The sequence below is a fragment of the Streptomyces sp. NPDC036764 genome (assembly GCF_055609385.1).
In genome coordinates this window covers 87,368-103,590 of record NZ_JBVJPT010000017.1, presented here as the reverse complement: position 1 = coordinate 103,590, position 16,223 = coordinate 87,368, and the positions used below count along the sequence as shown (strand labels likewise).

Annotated in this window: 17 protein-coding genes; 7 read left to right on the top strand and 10 right to left on the bottom strand. The window is 71.9% G+C overall.

What is annotated here, in order from left to right:
* Positions 1-6: 6 nt before the first annotated feature.
* The 4 genes from ACZ69Q_RS39915 to ACZ69Q_RS39900 form a co-directional block, all read right to left on the bottom strand.
* Positions 7-444: an ATP-binding protein gene (locus tag ACZ69Q_RS39915; RefSeq protein ID WP_471052292.1), complete on the bottom strand. Its 438-nt coding sequence runs from the start codon at positions 442-444 to the stop codon at positions 7-9.
* A gap of 94 nt (positions 445-538) precedes the next feature.
* Entirely contained in the window at positions 539-2,095 is a 1,557-nt protein-coding gene (locus ACZ69Q_RS39910) for an ABC transporter substrate-binding protein (protein ID WP_471052289.1), read from the bottom strand.
* Positions 2,096-2,338: 243 nt separating this feature from the next.
* Complete coding sequence (locus ACZ69Q_RS39905; protein ID WP_471052286.1) at positions 2,339-3,700, bottom strand: metallophosphoesterase; 1,362 nt, start codon at positions 3,698-3,700, stop codon at positions 2,339-2,341.
* Positions 3,701-3,757: 57 nt separating this feature from the next.
* On the bottom strand, positions 3,758-3,997 hold the full coding sequence (locus ACZ69Q_RS39900; RefSeq protein ID WP_471052283.1) for an SCO4848 family membrane protein: 240 nt from the start codon (positions 3,995-3,997) through the stop codon (positions 3,758-3,760).
* Between the two features lie 91 nt (positions 3,998-4,088).
* Here ACZ69Q_RS39900 and ACZ69Q_RS39895 point away from each other — a divergent pair, with 91 nt between their 5' ends.
* Positions 4,089-5,372, top strand: coding sequence for a D-alanyl-D-alanine carboxypeptidase family protein (locus tag ACZ69Q_RS39895; RefSeq protein ID WP_471052280.1), 1,284 nt, complete (start codon positions 4,089-4,091; stop codon positions 5,370-5,372).
* Here ACZ69Q_RS39895 and ACZ69Q_RS39890 read toward each other — a convergent pair.
* Genes ACZ69Q_RS39890 through ACZ69Q_RS39875 form a run of 4 tightly spaced genes read right to left on the bottom strand, consistent with a single transcriptional unit; the run spans position 5,320 to position 8,275 of the window.
* The gene (locus ACZ69Q_RS39890) at positions 5,320-6,330 is read right to left on the bottom strand and encodes a YihY/virulence factor BrkB family protein (RefSeq protein ID WP_471052277.1); all 1,011 of its coding nucleotides are present in this window, start codon (positions 6,328-6,330) and stop codon (positions 5,320-5,322) included. The genes ACZ69Q_RS39895 and ACZ69Q_RS39890 overlap by 53 nt on opposite strands.
* The gene (locus ACZ69Q_RS39885; protein WP_471052454.1) at positions 6,318-6,755 is read right to left on the bottom strand and encodes a GtrA family protein; all 438 of its coding nucleotides are present in this window, start codon (positions 6,753-6,755) and stop codon (positions 6,318-6,320) included. Before ACZ69Q_RS39885 ends, ACZ69Q_RS39890 begins: the two co-directional genes overlap by 13 nt.
* Entirely contained in the window at positions 6,748-7,740 is a 993-nt protein-coding gene (locus ACZ69Q_RS39880) for a decaprenyl-phosphate phosphoribosyltransferase (RefSeq protein ID WP_471052274.1), read from the bottom strand. Before ACZ69Q_RS39880 ends, ACZ69Q_RS39885 begins: the two co-directional genes overlap by 8 nt.
* Positions 7,733-8,275 carry a phosphatase PAP2 family protein gene (locus ACZ69Q_RS39875; protein WP_471052271.1) on the bottom strand — a complete coding sequence of 181 codons (543 nt, stop codon included), beginning with the start codon at positions 8,273-8,275 and terminating at the stop codon, positions 7,733-7,735. Before ACZ69Q_RS39875 ends, ACZ69Q_RS39880 begins: the two co-directional genes overlap by 8 nt.
* Positions 8,276-8,408: 133 nt before the next feature.
* Here ACZ69Q_RS39875 and ACZ69Q_RS39870 point away from each other — a divergent pair, with 133 nt between their 5' ends.
* Together ACZ69Q_RS39870 and ACZ69Q_RS39865 are read left to right on the top strand one after the other, a co-directional pair.
* Positions 8,409-9,764, top strand: coding sequence for an FAD-binding oxidoreductase (locus ACZ69Q_RS39870; protein WP_471052269.1), 1,356 nt, complete (start codon positions 8,409-8,411; stop codon positions 9,762-9,764).
* A gap of 47 nt (positions 9,765-9,811) precedes the next feature.
* Positions 9,812-10,567 carry a decaprenylphospho-beta-D-erythro-pentofuranosid-2-ulose 2-reductase gene (locus ACZ69Q_RS39865; RefSeq protein ID WP_471052266.1) on the top strand — a complete coding sequence of 252 codons (756 nt, stop codon included), beginning with the start codon at positions 9,812-9,814 and terminating at the stop codon, positions 10,565-10,567.
* A 145-nt stretch (positions 10,568-10,712) separates the two neighbouring features.
* Here ACZ69Q_RS39865 and ACZ69Q_RS39860 read toward each other — a convergent pair whose 3' ends face one another.
* Positions 10,713-11,291: a 2'-5' RNA ligase family protein gene (locus ACZ69Q_RS39860; protein ID WP_471052263.1), complete on the bottom strand. Its 579-nt coding sequence runs from the start codon at positions 11,289-11,291 to the stop codon at positions 10,713-10,715.
* 218 nt (positions 11,292-11,509) lie between these two features.
* Positions 11,510-12,523: a tryptophan--tRNA ligase gene (trpS, locus tag ACZ69Q_RS39855; RefSeq protein ID WP_471052260.1), complete on the bottom strand. Its 1,014-nt coding sequence runs from the start codon at positions 12,521-12,523 to the stop codon at positions 11,510-11,512.
* Between the two features lie 89 nt (positions 12,524-12,612).
* On the opposite strand from trpS, the gene ACZ69Q_RS39850 reads away from it, so the two are divergent.
* From ACZ69Q_RS39850 to ACZ69Q_RS39835, 4 genes are all read left to right on the top strand, one after another.
* The gene (locus ACZ69Q_RS39850) at positions 12,613-13,215 is read left to right on the top strand and encodes an RNA polymerase sigma factor (RefSeq protein ID WP_471052257.1); all 603 of its coding nucleotides are present in this window, start codon (positions 12,613-12,615) and stop codon (positions 13,213-13,215) included.
* A 142-nt stretch (positions 13,216-13,357) separates the two neighbouring features.
* On the top strand, positions 13,358-14,314 hold the full coding sequence (locus ACZ69Q_RS39845) for a hypothetical protein (protein ID WP_471052451.1): 957 nt from the start codon (positions 13,358-13,360) through the stop codon (positions 14,312-14,314).
* 560 nt (positions 14,315-14,874) lie between these two features.
* Entirely contained in the window at positions 14,875-15,498 is a 624-nt protein-coding gene (locus ACZ69Q_RS39840; RefSeq protein ID WP_471052255.1) for a hypothetical protein, read from the top strand.
* A complete protein-coding gene (locus tag ACZ69Q_RS39835) occupies positions 15,495-16,220 on the top strand; it encodes a hypothetical protein (protein ID WP_471052253.1) in 726 nt (241 codons plus the stop codon). Before ACZ69Q_RS39840 ends, ACZ69Q_RS39835 begins: the two co-directional genes overlap by 4 nt.
* Positions 16,221-16,223 lie beyond the last annotated feature (3 nt).

Genomic DNA, 16,223 nt, shown 5'->3' with positions numbered 1-16,223 from the left:
GGCCGCTCACGGCCCGGCGTCGGCGAGGATCAGCGCCCACACCGTCTTGCCGTGCCGGCCCCGGCTCCACACCCCCCACGCGGCGGCCAGGTTCTCCACCAGGTGCAGGCCGCGGCCGGCCTCCTCCCACTCCCCCACCGCCCGCAGCCGCGGCTCCAGTTGGCTCTCGTCCGACACCTCGATGAGACAGGAGCCGTCGGCGAGCGCGGTGACGGCGACCTCGAACTCGCGCTCCGGCCGGAAGTGCTCCGTGCTCGAAAAGCCCGGGGCGGACCCGTGCCGGACGACGTTGGTGGCCAGCTCGGAGACGAGCAGCACCGCGTCCTGAAGTGCCGGATCCCTCGGTCCGTGCCCCCAGTCGGCCAGATGGTCCCGGACCCGGCGCCGCGCGAGACCGACGGACGCCGGATGCCGGGGCAGCCGGAAGGCGTCGCGTCTCAACACGTTTGCTCCTCACCCCCGCACACCTTCCCCACATGGTGCAGCGGCCGGTGGTCCCCTGCACCACCGCATGGGCGGTCGGGGCGGCGAGATCGCGTCAGATCCAGGTGAGACGCCAGAGCCGGAAGACACCGGTCCCGTCGGAGAGGTACTGGCCGCCGCCGACCTCCTCGCTGGAGACGACGTACTCCTTGGCCTGCCACAGCGGGATCACCGGGACGTCGCGGGCCACGGCCCCCTGAAGCGAGCGGAAGTCCTTGGTGGCCGCCGCGCGGTCCGCGTACTGCTGGCTGGCCGTGATCAGCCGGTCCACGGCCTTGTCGCTGTATCCGGTGCTCATGGTGCCGTTCGTGCCGACGAGCGGGCCCCCGTAGGTGTCCGGGTCGGGGAAGTCGGCGACCCAGCCGACGGCGTAGGCGTCGAGCTTGCCGCTCGCCCAGCGCTTTTGGAAGTCGGTCCACTCGTAGCCCTTGAGCGTCACCTTGAACAGGCCGGTCGCCTCGAGCTGCCGCTTGATCTCCGCGGCCTCCTCGGCTCCGGAACCGCGCCCTGTGGCATAGCCGTAGGTGAAGCGGACGGGCAGGCCGACGCCGGCGTCGGTGAGCAGGGCGCGCGCCTTGGCCTTGCTCAGCTCGGGGTAGGCGTCGAAGAACGACGTGGTGTGGCCGGTGATGCCGGTCGGGATCAGCGAGTACAGCGGGTCGACGGTCCCCCGGTACACCGTCGCGGCGAGCTTCTCACGGTCGATCAGCCAGGCCATGGCCTGCCGGACCCGCACGTCGTGCAGGGGCGAGGCCTTGCGGGTGTTGAAGTAGAGGTTGCGGACCTCGGAGCTGTCGGCCTCGGAGACACGCCGGCCCGGGTCGGAGGCGTTCAGGCCGGCGAGGACCTCGGGCGGCAGGGTGCGCGTGGCGACGTCGACCTGCTTGTCCTTCCACGCCTTCTCCAGGGCGTCGCCGTCGCCGTAGTAGCGCAGTTCGACCGGGCGGCCGGTGCCGCCGAGGGCGCCCTTGTAGTGCGCGTTGGGGGCGAGGGCGGCCTGCTTGTCCTTCGTGTACCCGGTCAGGGTGTACGGGCCGGTGCCGTCGACACCGTTGTCGGAGCGCAGCGCCCTGGCCGGATACTTCTCGCGGTCCACGATCGCGCCCGCGCCGGTGGCCACCTTGAGCGGGAACGTGGCGTCGGGCGACGACAGATGGAAGGTGACGGTCCGGCCGTCCGCGCTCACCGAGCCGAGCGTGTCGAGCAGCGCGGACGGGCCGACGTCCGACTTGATCCGCTTGACCCGGTCGAAGGAGTACTTGACGTCCTCGCCGGTCATGGCGCGCCCGCTCGGGAAGGTGAGTCCCTCGCGCAGTTCGCAGCGGTAGGTGCGCAGATCGGTGCCCTCGAAGCCGCAGCTCTGGGCCGCGTCGGGCACGGGTGTGACGCCGCCCGGCTCGAACGTCAGCAACGACTGGAAGACGTTGCTGAACAGCGCCCAGGAACCGGCGTCATAGGCGCCGGCCGGGTCCAGCGACGTGACGCCGTCCGTCGTGCCGACCGTGATGGTCCTGCTGTCGTCCTGCTGCGACGGCAACAACTGCCAGCCGCCCACTCCCACGGCCGCCAGCACGAGCAGCGTCGCGAGAATCCGCATGCGAACCGAACGCATGGGTGTGCCCTCTCCCCAGGCCCTCGACGGGCCCCCGCATGAGCTTTTGGAATGCGCCACTCCCCTAAGCGGCGCGCACACCTAATCACACGGTTTTCATCAGGGGGAAGAGGATTCTGGCGACATGAGAAAGAACTTACCTACGGGTGTTTCCGGCATGTTTCACAGGCTGTTCACAGATTTCCAGTGGCGACGCGTCCGCCGGGCCGAGGGGCAGTCCGGCGGGCCGAATGGTTCGCGGCGTCAGGCCTGACGGGACGCCAGCTCGATCACCGTGATGTCCGACTCGGCACCCACACGCGTGGGCGGACCCCAGGCGCCCGCGCCGCGGCTGACGTAGAGCTGCGTGTCGCCGTACCGCTCCAGACCGGCCAGGGTCGGGTTCGCCAGGCCCGCGACGAGGTTGCCGGGCCAGAGCTGGCCGCCGTGGGTGTGACCGGAGAGCTGGAGGTCGACGCCGTGGTCGACGGCGTCATGGATCTGGACCGGCTGGTGGGCGAGCAGCACGCACGCGCGTGCTCTGTCGCGGTCGTCGAGGGCCTTTGCGAAGTCGGGGCCCTGCCCCTCGCTCTCACCAGCGATGTCGTTGACGCCGGCCAGGTCGAAGTGGGGCAGTTCGGTGCGGGCGTTCTCCAGCGGGCGCAGGCCCAGGCGGCGTACCTCCTCGACCCACTGCTCGGCGCCCGAGAAGTACTCGTGATTGCCGGTGACGAAGTACGCGCCGTGCCGCGCCCGGAGCCCGGCCAGCGGGGCCGCCGCCGGGCCGAGGTCCTTCACGCTGCCGTCCACCAGGTCGCCCACGACGGCGATGAGGTCGGGCTGGGTGCCGTTGATGGTGTCGACGACCTTCTGCGCGAAGCCCCGGCCCAGGACCGGGCCCAGATGGATGTCGCTGACGACCGCGATCCGGTAACCGTGCGCCGCGCGCGGGAGCTTGGCCAGCGGGACGGTGACCCGCTTGACCTGCGGACCCCGCAGAACGCCGTAGGTGCCGTAACCCACGGTCCCCACGGCGGCCGCCGCCGCGGCACCGGCGATGACCCGGGAGACGAAGAGGCGGCGCGTGGGGGTGGCCAGAGGGCCGGGCGGTGTCGCGGAGTCGGCGGTGAGGTCGGTCGCGGAAGGCGGGGGCGGGTCGGCCGGACCCGCCGCGGGCACGCCGGACACGGGCGTGCGCGGCTGCCCCTGCGCCTGATCGGCGGTCGGCGGTGTGGCCGTCGCCACTCCGGCGGGCACCGGCTCGGGCTCCGGTTCCGGTCGCGGTCCGGCCTGCCCGGCGCGCGCCCGCCGTTCGAGCCATCGCCGCAGCACAGGCCGTACGACCTCACCGGCCAGGAGCGCCAGCAGCAGATACATCGCCAGGGCCAGCCACAGGAAACCCGGCCAGGCCAGGACCTGCTGGAGCCAGAACGGCGCGCCCGTGCGCTCGGCGACCAGGCCGCCGATCGTCAGCGCCCAGCCGCCGGCGATCACCACCACGCCCGCGCGGCGCACGAAGCCGGGACCGCGGGTCGTGTCGCGGAACAGACGACGCCACACCCACCAGTTGCCCGCCACCACGACGGACAGCACAAGCAGCGCGACGAGCGCGAAGACGATGACCACGCGGACGTTCCCTTTCCCTTGCGTGACGAGTGAACGTCCCGAGCCTTGGCCGAGTTCCTATGACATCCGGCGCAGTGCGCGCACTCCACGCAACCCAATGACCCCGACGACCGTCCCCAATACGAAGGAGACGACGGCGAGCACCAAGTGCACCCAGAAGTACGCCGTCGGGTGACCGTCGTCGAACGCCAGCCCGCTGCTGTCCTTGATCAAATTTTTGACGAAAGTGACCCAGATGACCCAGCTCCACACCCCGAAGGCGAGCAGGAACCAGGAGATGGGGCGGCTGAGCTTCATGAGTTCAGTATCAACGCCGCGCGTCGGGTCCTCCGGGCGGGGTGGGGACAGAAGCGGGACTTCCGTGGCGACGGCATGTACGTTCTCCGTCGTGCCCGCACCAAAGAAGACCACCAGGCGAGCCCTGCTGGTCGCTTCCGCCGTCGTGTCGTCCCTCGCGCTGACCGCGCCCGTCTCCCACGCGGCCCCCAAGCCGACACCGAGTACGAGCCCTTCGGCCACTCCCCCCGCGGGCATGTCGACCGTGGGCGGCGAGCGGCTGGGGCAGGCCGGCACGCAGGTGAACCTCGCGAGCGGCGTCCCCGTACTGCCCAAGGATCTCACCGCGCGCTCCTGGGTCATCGCCGACGCCGAGTCCGGCGACGTGCTGGCCGCGCACAACGCGCACTGGCGGCTGCCGCCCGCGAGCACCATGAAGATGCTGTTCGCCGACACGGTGCTGCCGAAGTTCCCCAAGAGCGTCGAGCACAAGGTCGAGCCGTCCGACCTCGCGGACATCGGTGCCGGCTCCAGCATGGTCGGGATAAAGGAGGGCGAGACCTACAGCGTCCACGATCTGTGGCTCGGGGTCTTCCTTCGCTCCGGCAACGACGCCGTGCACGTGCTGTCGAAGATGAACGGCGGAATCGACAACACCGTCAAGGAGATGAACGCGCACGCCGAGGAGCTCCAGGCCCTCGACACCAATGCGGTGTCCCCCGACGGGTACGACGCTCCCCACCAGGTCTCCTCGGCGTACGACCTGACCCTGATCGCCCGCTCCGGGCTCCAGAAGAAGGACTTCCGCGAGTACTGCTCGACGGTCAGCGCGAAGTTCCCGGGCGCGACGTCGAAGAAGAAGGGCAAGTCCGTCCGCGAGACCTTCGAGATCCAGAACACCAACCGGCTGCTGGCCGGGGACAGCGACATCCCCGTGTACCAGGGCATCGCGGGCGTGAAGAACGGCAACACCACGAACGCGGGAGCCACCTTCACGGGCGTGGCCGAGCGCAACGGCAAGGTGCTGCTCGTCACGGTCATGAACCCGGAGAAGAGCGAGCACAACGAGGTCTACAAGGAGACCGCGCGGCTCTTCGACTGGGGCTTCCAGGCCGCGGGGAAGGTGCAGCCGGTGGGTGAGCTGGTGCCGCCGAAGAGCGCGGCGCAGGCCAGCGCGCAGCCTGGCGCGAACGACTCCGGTCAGGCCGGTGGCGCCGGGGACGGCGAGAAGTCCTCGAAGTCGGCGGTGGGCGCCTCGGCGGCGAGCGGTTCGACCGGCATCGGGGTGGCGCTCGGGATCGCCGGCGGGGCGCTGGTGCTGCTCGCGGCGGGCGCGTTTCTGATCAACCGTCGCTGGCCGCTGCCCGACCTGGTGCGCCGCCGGGGCCGCTCCTGACACCCGGTTTCACGGATTCGGCGGCCGGGCCCTCGGTTCCGGCTGCCGAATCCTGTGATCCGGGCGCCGAGTCCTCGCTGTCGTCCTCGTCCGCGGCCTCGACCTCGGTCTCCTTGTTCCCCGTCGCCGTCCATGCGGCGCAGAACACCACCAGCTTCGCGGTGAAGTTGATCCACAGCAGCAGGGCGACCGGCACGCCGAACGCGCCGTACATGCTCTTTGTGGCCACGCCCTGCATATAGCCGCTGAGCAGCAGCTTCAGCAGTTCGAACCCGATCGCGCCGATCAGCGCGGCCACGATCAGCCGGCGGCGTGGCGGCTCGACGCCGGGCAGCAGGGTCAGGACGTAGAGCAGCAGCAGGAAGTTCGCGAGGACGGCGACCAGGAACGCGGCGATCTGCAGCAGGACCCCGCCCCAGCCGCCCTCGTCGAGGCCCATCTGCCGGGTGATCCAGCCGACCAGGGCCGAGGCGACGGTGGACGCCGCGATCGTCACGAGCACGGCGCCGCCGAAGCCGACCAGGACGCCCGCGTCCTTGACCTTGCGCAGGAGGGGGTTCTCCTCGGGGTCGGGCAGCTCCCACACCGCGCGCAGGCACTCGCGCGTGGAGGTGACCCAGCCGATGCCGGTGAACAGCAGAAGGGCGCCCGCGATGAGTCCGACCGTGCCGGCGTTCTGGACCAGGCCGCTGATGTTGAGCTGGTCGGCGATGCCGGGCACCTGGTCGGCGAGCTTGTCCTCGAGTTCGTCCTGCTGCGCCTGGCTGAGCGTCGCGGCGGCGATCGCCGCGGCCAGTGTGAGCAGCGGGAACAGCGCGATGAAGCTGGTGAAGGTCATCGCGGCGGCCAGCCGTGTCCACTTCACCCGGTCCATGCGCTCGTACGACCGCCACGCGTGCGTGGCCATCAGCCGGGTCACCGCGGACCCGACGACGGGAAGTTTCTTCAGCCAGTCCATGATCCGACTCTGCCCTCCGCACCGAAGACCAATGTCCGAGTGCCCCAAAACCGCAGGACTGTAGCCAGCGCCATGCCGATTCCCGCTCCCGAGACGGTATCGGCCCGCTGAGAGGTGAACCCGAGGCCGTAGTGGCTCACGGTGAGGCACAGCAGTTGCACGACCGCTCCGGCGGCGTTCACCGCGAAGAACACGGCGTAGGGGCGCAGGCCCCGGCGGTGGGTGTGGCGGTAGGTGCCGAGCGCGTTCCCGGCGTACGCGACCGTGCAGCCGGCCACGAAGGAGACGGCCTTCGCCGTGAGGGGGTCGAGGGCGGCGGGGCCGCGCAGGCAGGTGAACAGGGCGAGGTCGACGGCGTAGGCGAGGAGACCGACGGCGGCGAAGGCGAGAACTTCGTTGCGGGTCACGCGCGCGTGCCTACCAATTGGCCACCGCCAGGCCGTACATCGCCAGCCACACCACCCCGATGACGGCGAGCGCGCGGTCGCGCAGGACGACCTCCTCCGGTTCGTCCGCCGTGCCGCGGTCGGCGAACACGGCGTAGCGCAGGATCGCGAGGGTGAAGGCGACCATGGACAACTGGCGCCAGGGCAGCAGCCCGGTGTACGGGACACCGCCCTCCTCCAGGGCCCACAGGCAGTAGCCGAGGACGGCGGCACCGGCCGCCAACTGCCATACGAAGCGCAGATATCCGGCGGTGTACTCGGTGAGCAACGCGCGCGTGGCGCCCGCTTTCCCCTCCATCTGCACGGCCTCGGAGTAGCGCTTGGCCGACACCATGAACAGCGCCCCGAACCCGGTCGTGATCAGGAACCACCGCGACAGCGGGATGCCGAGCGCGAGCCCGCCGGCCATCGCCCGCATGAGGAACCCCGTCGTGACGACGGCGAGGTCGACGACCAGGACGTGCTTGAGGCTGACGCAGTACGCCAGTTGCATGCCGAGGTACGCCGTGAGCAGGGCCGCGACGAGGGGCGAGGTCAGCCGGGCGGCGGCGGCCGGCGCGAGGACGGCGAGGACGCCTCCGACGGCGTACGCGAGCGGTACGGGGACCTGTCCGGCGGCGACCGGGCGGTTCCGCTTGGTCGGGTGGGCGCGGTCCGCTTCGGCGTCGCGCGCGTCGTTGATCAGGTAGACCGCGGCGGCGCAGGCGGTGAAGAGCGTGAAGACGAGGGCGAGTTGGATCGCCGCGTGGGTGGAGAAGAGCCGGCCGGCGGCGGCCGGGGCCGCGATGACCAGGACGTTCTTGACCCACTGCTTGGGGCGCGCGGTAAGGGCGAGGCCGCGCAGCAGCGGGCCGGGGCCGCGTTTGCGCGGCGGTGGCGCGGCGCGGCGCGGGGGCGTGCGCTGCTGGTGGAGGGCGGCTTCCCGGATGCGCGCGGCACTCGTCAGGTGCGCGGTCTCAGGCATGGGCGCGCCTCTCCCCTCTGCGCATCCAGCCCGCCCCCACGCGCGCGGTGAGTGCTCCCAGCGCCGCGCCCGCCGCCACGTCCGAGGGGTAGTGCACGCCGACGACCAGACGTGACAGACACATCGCGGTGGCCAGCGGGGCCATCGCGTACGCGCCGAGCGTGCCGAAGGCGACCGCGGCGGCCGTGGCGGATGCCGCGTGGGAGCTGGGGAAGGAGTGCCGGCCGAGGGTGTGCACCCGCGGTTCGACATGCGCCGGGCGCGGGCGGCGCACCAGCCTTTTCACCCCCATGCTGACGAGGTGCGCGCCCGCGGTGAGCGCCGTGCCGCGCATCCAGGCGCCGCGTCGCCGACCGTCCGCGGCGGCCCCGGCGAGGCCCACCGCCAGCCACAGCGCACCGTGCTCGCCCGCCCAGGACAGGGCGTGCGCGGCGGCGGCGACACGCGGGTCACGGCCGCGGGCGTGGACCGCCGAGAGGATGCGTCGGTCCACGCCCCGAAGGCTTCGGTGCTCCATGTCGTCGAGGTGGTCCATGTGGACTCACTGTTCACGCCGACCGAGCCGGAACTACGACAATATTGGGCGACATCCCATTAATCACCCATTTTGGGGAGAGGAGGAATGTTTCAGAACTGATAGGCGGCATACGGACGCTACGGTCGCCGACATGCCTGCCGACACCGTCTCCGTCTGCGGATGGGGCCGCACCGCCCCCACCAACGCCCGCCTGATCCGCCCCAGGACGTACGAGGAGGCCGCGACGGCCGTCCGGGGCTGCGGGGCCCGCGGAGGCATCCCGAGGGGCCTGGGGCGGGCGTACGGGGACGCGGCGCAGAACGCCGGGGGCACGGTGCTGGACATGACGGGCCTGGACCGTGTGCACGCGATCGACGCCGAGAGCGGCATCGTGCTGTGCGACGCCGGGGTCTCCCTGCACCGGCTGATGCAGGTGCTGCTCCCGCTCGGCTGGTTCGTGCCGGTGACGCCCGGCACCCGCTATGTGACGGTCGGCGGCGCGATCGGAGCCGACATCCACGGCAAGAACCACCACGTCTCGGGCTCCTTCTCGCGCCACGTGCTGTCGATGGAACTCCTCACCGCCGACGGCGAGGTCCGCGCCGTCGGCCGCGGCACGCCCCTGTTCGACGCGACCACCGGCGGCATGGGCCTGACCGGCGTGATCCTCACCGCGACGATCCAGCTCCAGCCGGTGACGACCTCGCTGATGTCGGTCGACACCGAGCGCGCGCGGGACCTCGACGACCTGCTGGCCCGCCTGGCCGCCACCGACGACCACTACCGCTACTCGGTCGCCTGGATCGACCTGCTGGCGCGCGGCGGGGCGATGGGGCGCGCGGTGCTGACCCGCGGCGACCACGCTCCCCTGGAGGCGCTCGGCGAGGGCACACGCGCGCGTAGGGACCCGCTCGCCTTCCGCCCGGCCCGCCTGCCCGCCCCGCCCGCCGTCCTCCCGCAGGGCCTGCTGAGCCGCCGTACCGTGGGCTGGTTCAACGAGCTCTGGTACCGCAGGGCGCCACGCGTGCGTACCGGCGAACTCCAGAGGCTCACCCGGTTCTTCCATCCGCTGGACGGAGTGCCCCACTGGAACCGGATCTACGGCCGGGGCGGCTTCGTGCAGTACCAGTTCGTCGTCGGACACGGCCAGGAGGAGACCCTGCGCGCCATCGTGCGGCGCGTCTCCGATCACCGTTGCCCGTCCTTCCTGGCGGTCCTCAAGCGCTTCGGGGACGCCGACCCCGGCTGGCTCTCCTTCCCGGTGCCCGGCTGGACGCTGGCCCTGGACATCCCGGCCGGCCTGCCCGGGCTCGGCGCCCTCCTGGACGCACTCGACGAGGAGGTCGCCTCGGCGGGCGGACGCGTCTACCTCGCCAAGGACTCCCGGCTGCGGCCCGAACTGCTCGCCACGATGTACCCGCGCCTGGAGGAGTTCCGTGCCCTGCGCGCGGAGACCGACCCGCGCGGGGTGTTCGTCTCCGACCTCGCCCGCCGCCTCGGCCTGTAGCACCCGGCAACCGGTTCCCCCGGCCTCTCAGACCTCTAGGAGCTGTCGTGAAGGACGCCTTCGGCATCCCCCAGTCCCTGCTCGTCCTCGGCGGTACGTCCGAGATCGCGCTGGCCACCGCACGGCGCCTGATCGCGCGCCGTACCCGCACGGTGTGGCTGGCGGGCCGCCCGTCGCCCGCCCTGGAGCAGTCCGCGGCCGATCTGCGCGCCCTGGGGGCCGACGTACGCACGGTGGCCTTCGACGCGCTGGACCCCGAGAGCCACGAGACGGTGCTCGGCAAGGTCTTCGCGGAGGGCGACATCGACATGGTGCTGCTCGCCTTCGGGATCCTCGGCGACCAGGCACGCGACGAACGCGAACCGCTCAGCGCGGTGCGGGTCGCGCAGACCAACTACACGGGCGCCGTGTCCGCGGCCCTGGTCAGCGCCGGCGCGCTCCAGTCCCAGGGCCACGGCTCACTGGTCGTCCTGTCGTCCGTCGCCGGTGAGCGGGCCCGCCGGGCCAACTTCATCTACGGCTCCAGCAAGGCAGGCCTCGACACCTTCGCCCAGGGCCTGGGCGACGCCCTGCACGGCACCGGCGTCCACGTCATGGTCGTACGCCCCGGATTCGTGCGCTCGAAGATGACCGCCGGCCTGGAGGAATCGCCGCTCGCGACCACCCCGGAAGCGGTCGCGACGGCGATCGAGGTGGGTCTGCGCCGCCGCTCGGAGACGGTGTGGGTGCCGGGCGCGCTCAGGCTGGTGATGTCGGCGCTGCGGCATGCGCCGAGGGGACTGTTCCGTCGACTGCCGGTATAGGGATGCCGCGACGCAGCGGCGCCTCGCAGGGGCGCGGGGATGGATTGATTCGCGACTGCGCGCGTGGGCGCGATCAGCCACGACGGAGTCGCGGTCGACCGGACGGCACGACCTGGCACCCATCCGCCCTGCGCACCCTGCGGAGCTACCCCGCCGGGATCGACCCGCGCTCCGCACGCCCTGCCTGCGGCGGTACGACCGCGCCTCCGAACGCGTAGTCCCGCAGCTTGCGCCAGACGCCGTCGGCACCCTGTTCGTAGAGGGAGAAGCCGGTGCAGGGCCAGTGGGCCTCGTAGTCGGCGAGCTCCTCGAAGGCGCGGTCCATCGACTCCTCGTCGATGCCGTGGGCGACCGTGACATGCGGGTGGTAGGGGAACTGCAGTTCGCGTGCGACCGGGCCGGAGGCATCGCGGACCTGCTTCTGCAACCAGGTGCAGGCCTCGGCGCCCTCGACGACCTGGACGAAGACGACCGGCGACAGGGGGCGGAAGGTCCCGGTGCCCGACAGCCGCATCGAGAAGGGCCGCCCGGCCGCCGCGACCTCGACGAGGTGGGCCTCGATCGCGGTCAGCAGCGAGGAGTCGACCTCTGTCGGCGGCAGCAGCGTGACGTGCGTGGGGATGCCGTGAGCCGCGGCGTCGCCGAAGCCCGCGCGCCGCTCCTGGAGCAGGCTGCCGTGAGGCTCCGGGACCGCGATCGACACGCCGATCGTTACGGTCCCCACGTCGTCTCCTGTCGTCTCTCTCGTGAGCTCGTCCATCGCGAGAAGCTCGCCTTGGTGTGAGTGAGCTCGTGCCCTGTTGGTGAGCGTGAGCGGCCGCCCGCGCGGCCGCCCGGCTATCGACTGTACGGCCACGACTGTGCTGCGGGCAGGCGCAACCGTAGTGATGTGCAGCGCTGTGCGGTGGCACGGCCGCATTTCGGCCGTGCCGTGGTGCGGACTCAGTGCTTGGCGGGCAGGAAGCCCACCTTGTCGTACGCCTGGGAGAGCGTCTCCGCGGCGACGGCGCGCGCCTTCTCCGCTCCCTTGGCCAGGATCGAGTCCAGCGTCTCCGGGTCGTCCAGGTACTGCTGGGTGCGCTCCCGGAAGGGCGTCACGAACTCGACCATGACCTCGGCGAGGTCCGTCTTGAGCGCACCGTAGCCCTTGCCGTCGTACTTCTGCTCCAGTTCCGCGATTCCCGTCCCCGTGAGGGTCGAGTAGACGGTGAGCAGGTTGCTGACACCGGGCTTGTTCTCGGCGTCGTAGCGGATGACGGTGTCGGTGTCGGTGACCGCGCTCTTGACCTTCTTGGCGGTGGCCTTGGGCTCGTCGAGGAGGTTGATGAGGCCCTTCGGCGTGGACGCCGACTTGCTCATCTTGATCGACGGGTCCTGGAGGTCGTAGATCTTCGCCGTCTCCTTGAGGATGTACGGCTTCGGGACGGTGAAGGTCGCGCCGAAGCGGCCGTTGAAGCGCTCGGCGAGGTCGCGGGTGAGCTCGATGTGCTGGCGCTGGTCCTCGCCGACCGGGACCTCGTTGGCCTGGTACAGCAGGATGTCCGCGACCTGGAGGATCGGGTACGTGAACAGGCCGACCGACGCCCGCTCCGCGCCCTGCTTGGCGGACTTGTCCTTGAACTGGGTCATGCGGGACGCCTCGCCGAAGCCGGTGAGGCAGTTCATGATCCAGGCGAGCTGGGCGTGCTCGGGGACATGGCTCTGGACGAAGAGCGTGCAGCGCTCGGGGTCGAGGCCGGCCGCGAGGAGCTGGGCGGCGGCGAGCCGGGTGTTGGCGCGCAGCTCGGCCGGGTCCTGCGGAATCGTGATCGCGTGCAGGTCGACGACCATGTAGAACGCGTCGTGGGTCTCCTGGAGCGCCACCCACTGGCGGACGGCGCCGAGGTAGTTGCCGAGGTGGAACGAGCCTGCGGTGGGCTGGATTCCGGAGAGCACACGGGGTCGGTCAGAGGCCATGCTCACCATTCTCTCAGGTCTCGCGGGCCGGTTCGGAACTGGTCGGAAACAGATGGGAACCGATCCGTCCCCGGCGGTGTAACAAAGGTGTGAGGACGCGGGAGGGGGGCCGCATCGTCGATGAGGCCGCGGTGATCGCACGCGTACGCGCCGGAGAGCCGGAGGCGTACGCGCAGTTGGTGCGGGCCCATACGGGCATCGCGCTCAGGGCGGCCGCCGCGCTCGGAGCGGGTGCGGACGCGGAGGACGTGGTGCAGCAGGCCTTCGTCAAGGCGTACTGCTCGCTGGGCGGGTTCAAGGACGGCTCGGCTTTCAAGCCGTGGCTGCTGGCGATCGTGGCCAATGAGACGAGGAACACAGTGCGTACGGCGGCCCGCCAGCGCACGCTCGCCGGGCGCGAGGCGGCGTTCGTGGAGGCGGAGCCACTGATACCGGAATCGGCGGACCCGGCGGTCGCCGCGCTGGAGATAGAGCGCCGTGCGGCGCTCCAGGCGGCCCTGGAGAAGCTGAGCGAGGAGCACCGCCTGGTCGTCACCTACCGCTATCTGCTGGAAATGGACGAGTCCGAGACGGCGCAGGCCCTGGGCTGGCCCCGGGGCACGGTGAAATCCCGGCTGAACCGCGCACTGCGGAAACTGGAGCGTTTGCTGCCGGACTTTCAGCCGCGGGAAGGGGGTGATGAGCATGGATGACGGACGCAAGCCTTACGACGACGAAGGCCCGGGGGCGCACGAGAGCGACGCGCCGCGCGCGTACGGACGCGGGGGCACGGGGGGCGCCGAAGGCGCCAGTCGGACGGGGTGGGACGCCGGGGGCGGCGAGGGCGCCGATCGGATGGAGCAGGACGCCGGGCGCGGCGAAAGCGCCGATCGGACAGCGCGGGGCGCCTGGGGCAACGTGCGTGCCGGTGGCCGAGGTTCCGGTGATCGCGGTGGCTCCGGTGATCGCCGTCGGCGTGGGGGCCCGGCCCGTTTGCCGGAGGAGCTGCGGGCGTTCGGGCGTTCCCTGGACCCGCCGGGCGGGGCGGACGGCTCCGAGACGATGGTCGAGCGGGTGCTGGGACAGATCCTCGCCGAGCAGGTACCCGTGCCGGTGGCCGGGCCGACGGGTGCGGCCGAGCGGTTGCGGGCGGTGCGGCGCTGGACGCGGACGCGGTGGCGTTCGCTGACCGCGGCGCTGTGCGGCCTGCTGGCGGTGCTGGTGCTCACGCCCCCGGTGCGGGCGGCGGTGCTCGACTGGTTCGACTTCGCGGGAGTCGGAGTGCGGTACGACCCGTCGGCGGCTCCCTCCCCCGGCGCCGAGGTCCCCGGCTGCAATCGCCCGGTGTCGCTCGCCGAGGCCGGGCGCCGGGCCGGCTTCGAACCGCTGGTGCCGAAGGAGCTCGGCGCCCCGGACGCGGTCTCGGTGACGGGGGAGCCACGAGGACGGTTCCTGGTGAGCCTTTGCTGGCACGAGGACGGGCGCACGATACGGCTGGACGAACGGCGGGCGAGCCTGGACATCGGCTTCGCCAAGACGGTCCGCGAACCTCCTGAGTGGATCCCGCTGGACCCCGGCGCCTCGAACGGCACGGCGGACGACCAGGCCCTGTGGTTCGCCCGCCCGCATCTGCTGACCTTCTGGCTGGTGGACGCGAGCGGGGAGCGTTTCACACGCGAGGAGCGCACGGCCGGTCCGACGCTGCTGTGGACCCACAGCGCGAAGGCCGAGAGCGTGGCGCTGCGGCTGGAAGGGGTGGCGTCGCCGGAGCGGGCCCTCGCGGTCGCTCGGTCGGTCGAGAGGGCGTCCTAGGTCTCCGGAGGTCCGCTCTGAGGCGGCCTCGCAATGGCCGCGCCGGCCTGGGGATGCCTCTGCCCGCAAGGGAGGGGACAGGGCCCAGCGCGGGCGTCGGCGCGGCGGGCGGGGTTCGACCGGCCGCAGGGCCGGTGTGTCCCGCTCGGCGCCCTTCAGGAAGGCCCCGGGAACAGCCCGTCCCGGGATTTCGGTCCGGACCGTGGCCCGGAGAAACGGAGTCCGGAAATAGTGGGTGCGGGGTGGGAACCCAGGCGGGTCGGGCGGTGTACCAGAAGTGACACGCGGCTCGGGGACGGGCCGCACGGGGATCGCTCGGGTTGGGGGTTCGGATGTGCGGACATGGGGTCGGCCGCTGGGGAGATCGGCTGGGGGGACGTGAGACCGGTTGCTCGGGAAAGTGCTCGCGCGGGCGCGGGCGCGGGCGCGGGGTCGGGGTCGGGGTCGGCTGGAGGGGCCGGTGTCGTGAACTCGCGGCGCTGACGGGCGCGTTGGCGGCGGCGTTCGCGTTGCTGCTGTGGGGCGCCGCGGCCCCCGCGTCGGCCGGAGGACCGACGAGCGTGCTCCTGGTCTCCCCCGAGAGCACGGAGACGGCCGCGCTGTACTACTCCGACAAGGAGTACGGAGAGCTGCAGCGACTGCTCGGCACAGCGAGCTTGGGGACGCGTGACAAGCCGCCGGAGGCCGATCTGACGGCGGCCCGCCAGATCAACGTCACGTGGATGGTCCATGACGTCTCGCCCTGGCGCCTCGACCAGGTCTATCCGGTCGACCACGGGAAGGACGTGTGGATCCACACGGCGGCGAACCTGGACACCACGACGAACGGCACCTGGCACCGAGCCCATCAACCCTCCCGGCTGCGCGCCCTGCTCTCGAAGCTGGGCCTGATGGGCAAGGCCTCCGCCGAGGGCGGCGCGGCGATCTTCCCGTCCGGCGAGGAGGTGTCCGGGACTGACGACGGCGCGCAGGACTCATCCGGCGCCGCGGCCGGCGCCCCGGACGAGGGGACCGAAGCGTCGGCCGCGTCGGGGGCGGGTGACGGCACCGGCTGGTGGTGGGCACTGCCGGGCGCGGCCGCCGGAGCGGTGCTCGCACTCGTCCTGCGCCCCTTCGCCACACGACTCCCCCTGGACCGCCTGCGCGGCGAGCCGGGGCCGAGGCAGGAGCTGCGGGACGTATGAGGGCCGACCTGGGCGGAAAGCTACGGCTCGCGCTGCTCGTGACGGCGTCGGCGGCACTGGCCCTGCCGGGAACAGCGGCAACCGCGCGGGCCGCCCCGGCGCAGGCGCGGGACGTCCCCGACGTGGCGATGGTCGTCGCGGGCGGCACGGGACGCACGATGGCACTGCGCTCCGGCCAACCGGGCTTCGCCCGCCTCTGGCAGCTCTTGCAGCCGACATACGTCGGGACGGAGCGGGTGCCGGAGGGCTGGGCGGACGGGCGTCATCCGCCGATACGGATCACGGTGCTCTGGGGACTGACGGGGGTCGGTGGCTGGCCGCAGACGAACCGGGCGCCGGGAGGAGACGTGGCCATGGAGAGGCAGGACCAGCTCTTCGTGGCCTCGGACGGCACCCCCTGGGTGCGGTCGGATCTCGCGCCGGACGTGGAGGACGACGACATCCGCTGGCATCGGGCGCCCCGCTCCGTCTTCGAGCGGCTGGACCTGGCGGCACTGCTCGGCGAAGCGGACGACGAGGTCGCCGAGACCGCCTTGGGCGAGGCGGCCGGGGACCGACCCGGTGCGGTGTCGGGTGGGGCCGGGTGGGCGCTGGCGGGGCTGGCGGTCGGGTTCGCGACGGGAGTCGGCGGCACGCTGCTGATACGCCGCGCGGCGGCCCGGCCGGAAGGCGGACCGCCGCGACAGGAGCCACGCCAGGAGTTGATCGACCTGGATCTGTAGGCC

Bases quoted from the DNA above. Each gene is read 5' to 3' on its own strand.
- ACZ69Q_RS39845 (WP_471052451.1), top strand. From the start codon at position 13,358: ATGGAGCAGGACGCCGGGCGCGGCGAAAGCGCCGATCGGACAGCGCGG.
- ACZ69Q_RS39910 (WP_471052289.1), bottom strand. From the start codon at position 2,095: ATGCGTTCGGTTCGCATGCGGATTCTCGCGACGCTGCTCGTGCTGGCG.
- ACZ69Q_RS39875 (WP_471052271.1), bottom strand. From the start codon at position 8,275: ATGGACCACCTCGACGACATGGAGCACCGAAGCCTTCGGGGCGTGGAC.
- ACZ69Q_RS39890 (WP_471052277.1), bottom strand. From the start codon at position 6,330: ATGGACTGGCTGAAGAAACTTCCCGTCGTCGGGTCCGCGGTGACCCGG.
- ACZ69Q_RS39880 (WP_471052274.1), bottom strand. From the start codon at position 7,740: ATGCCTGAGACCGCGCACCTGACGAGTGCCGCGCGCATCCGGGAAGCC.
- ACZ69Q_RS39835 (WP_471052253.1), top strand. From the start codon at position 15,495: ATGAGGGCCGACCTGGGCGGAAAGCTACGGCTCGCGCTGCTCGTGACG.
- ACZ69Q_RS39900 (WP_471052283.1), bottom strand. From the start codon at position 3,997: ATGAAGCTCAGCCGCCCCATCTCCTGGTTCCTGCTCGCCTTCGGGGTG.
- ACZ69Q_RS39870 (WP_471052269.1), top strand. From the start codon at position 8,409: ATGCCTGCCGACACCGTCTCCGTCTGCGGATGGGGCCGCACCGCCCCC.
- trpS (WP_471052260.1), bottom strand. From the start codon at position 12,523: ATGGCCTCTGACCGACCCCGTGTGCTCTCCGGAATCCAGCCCACCGCA.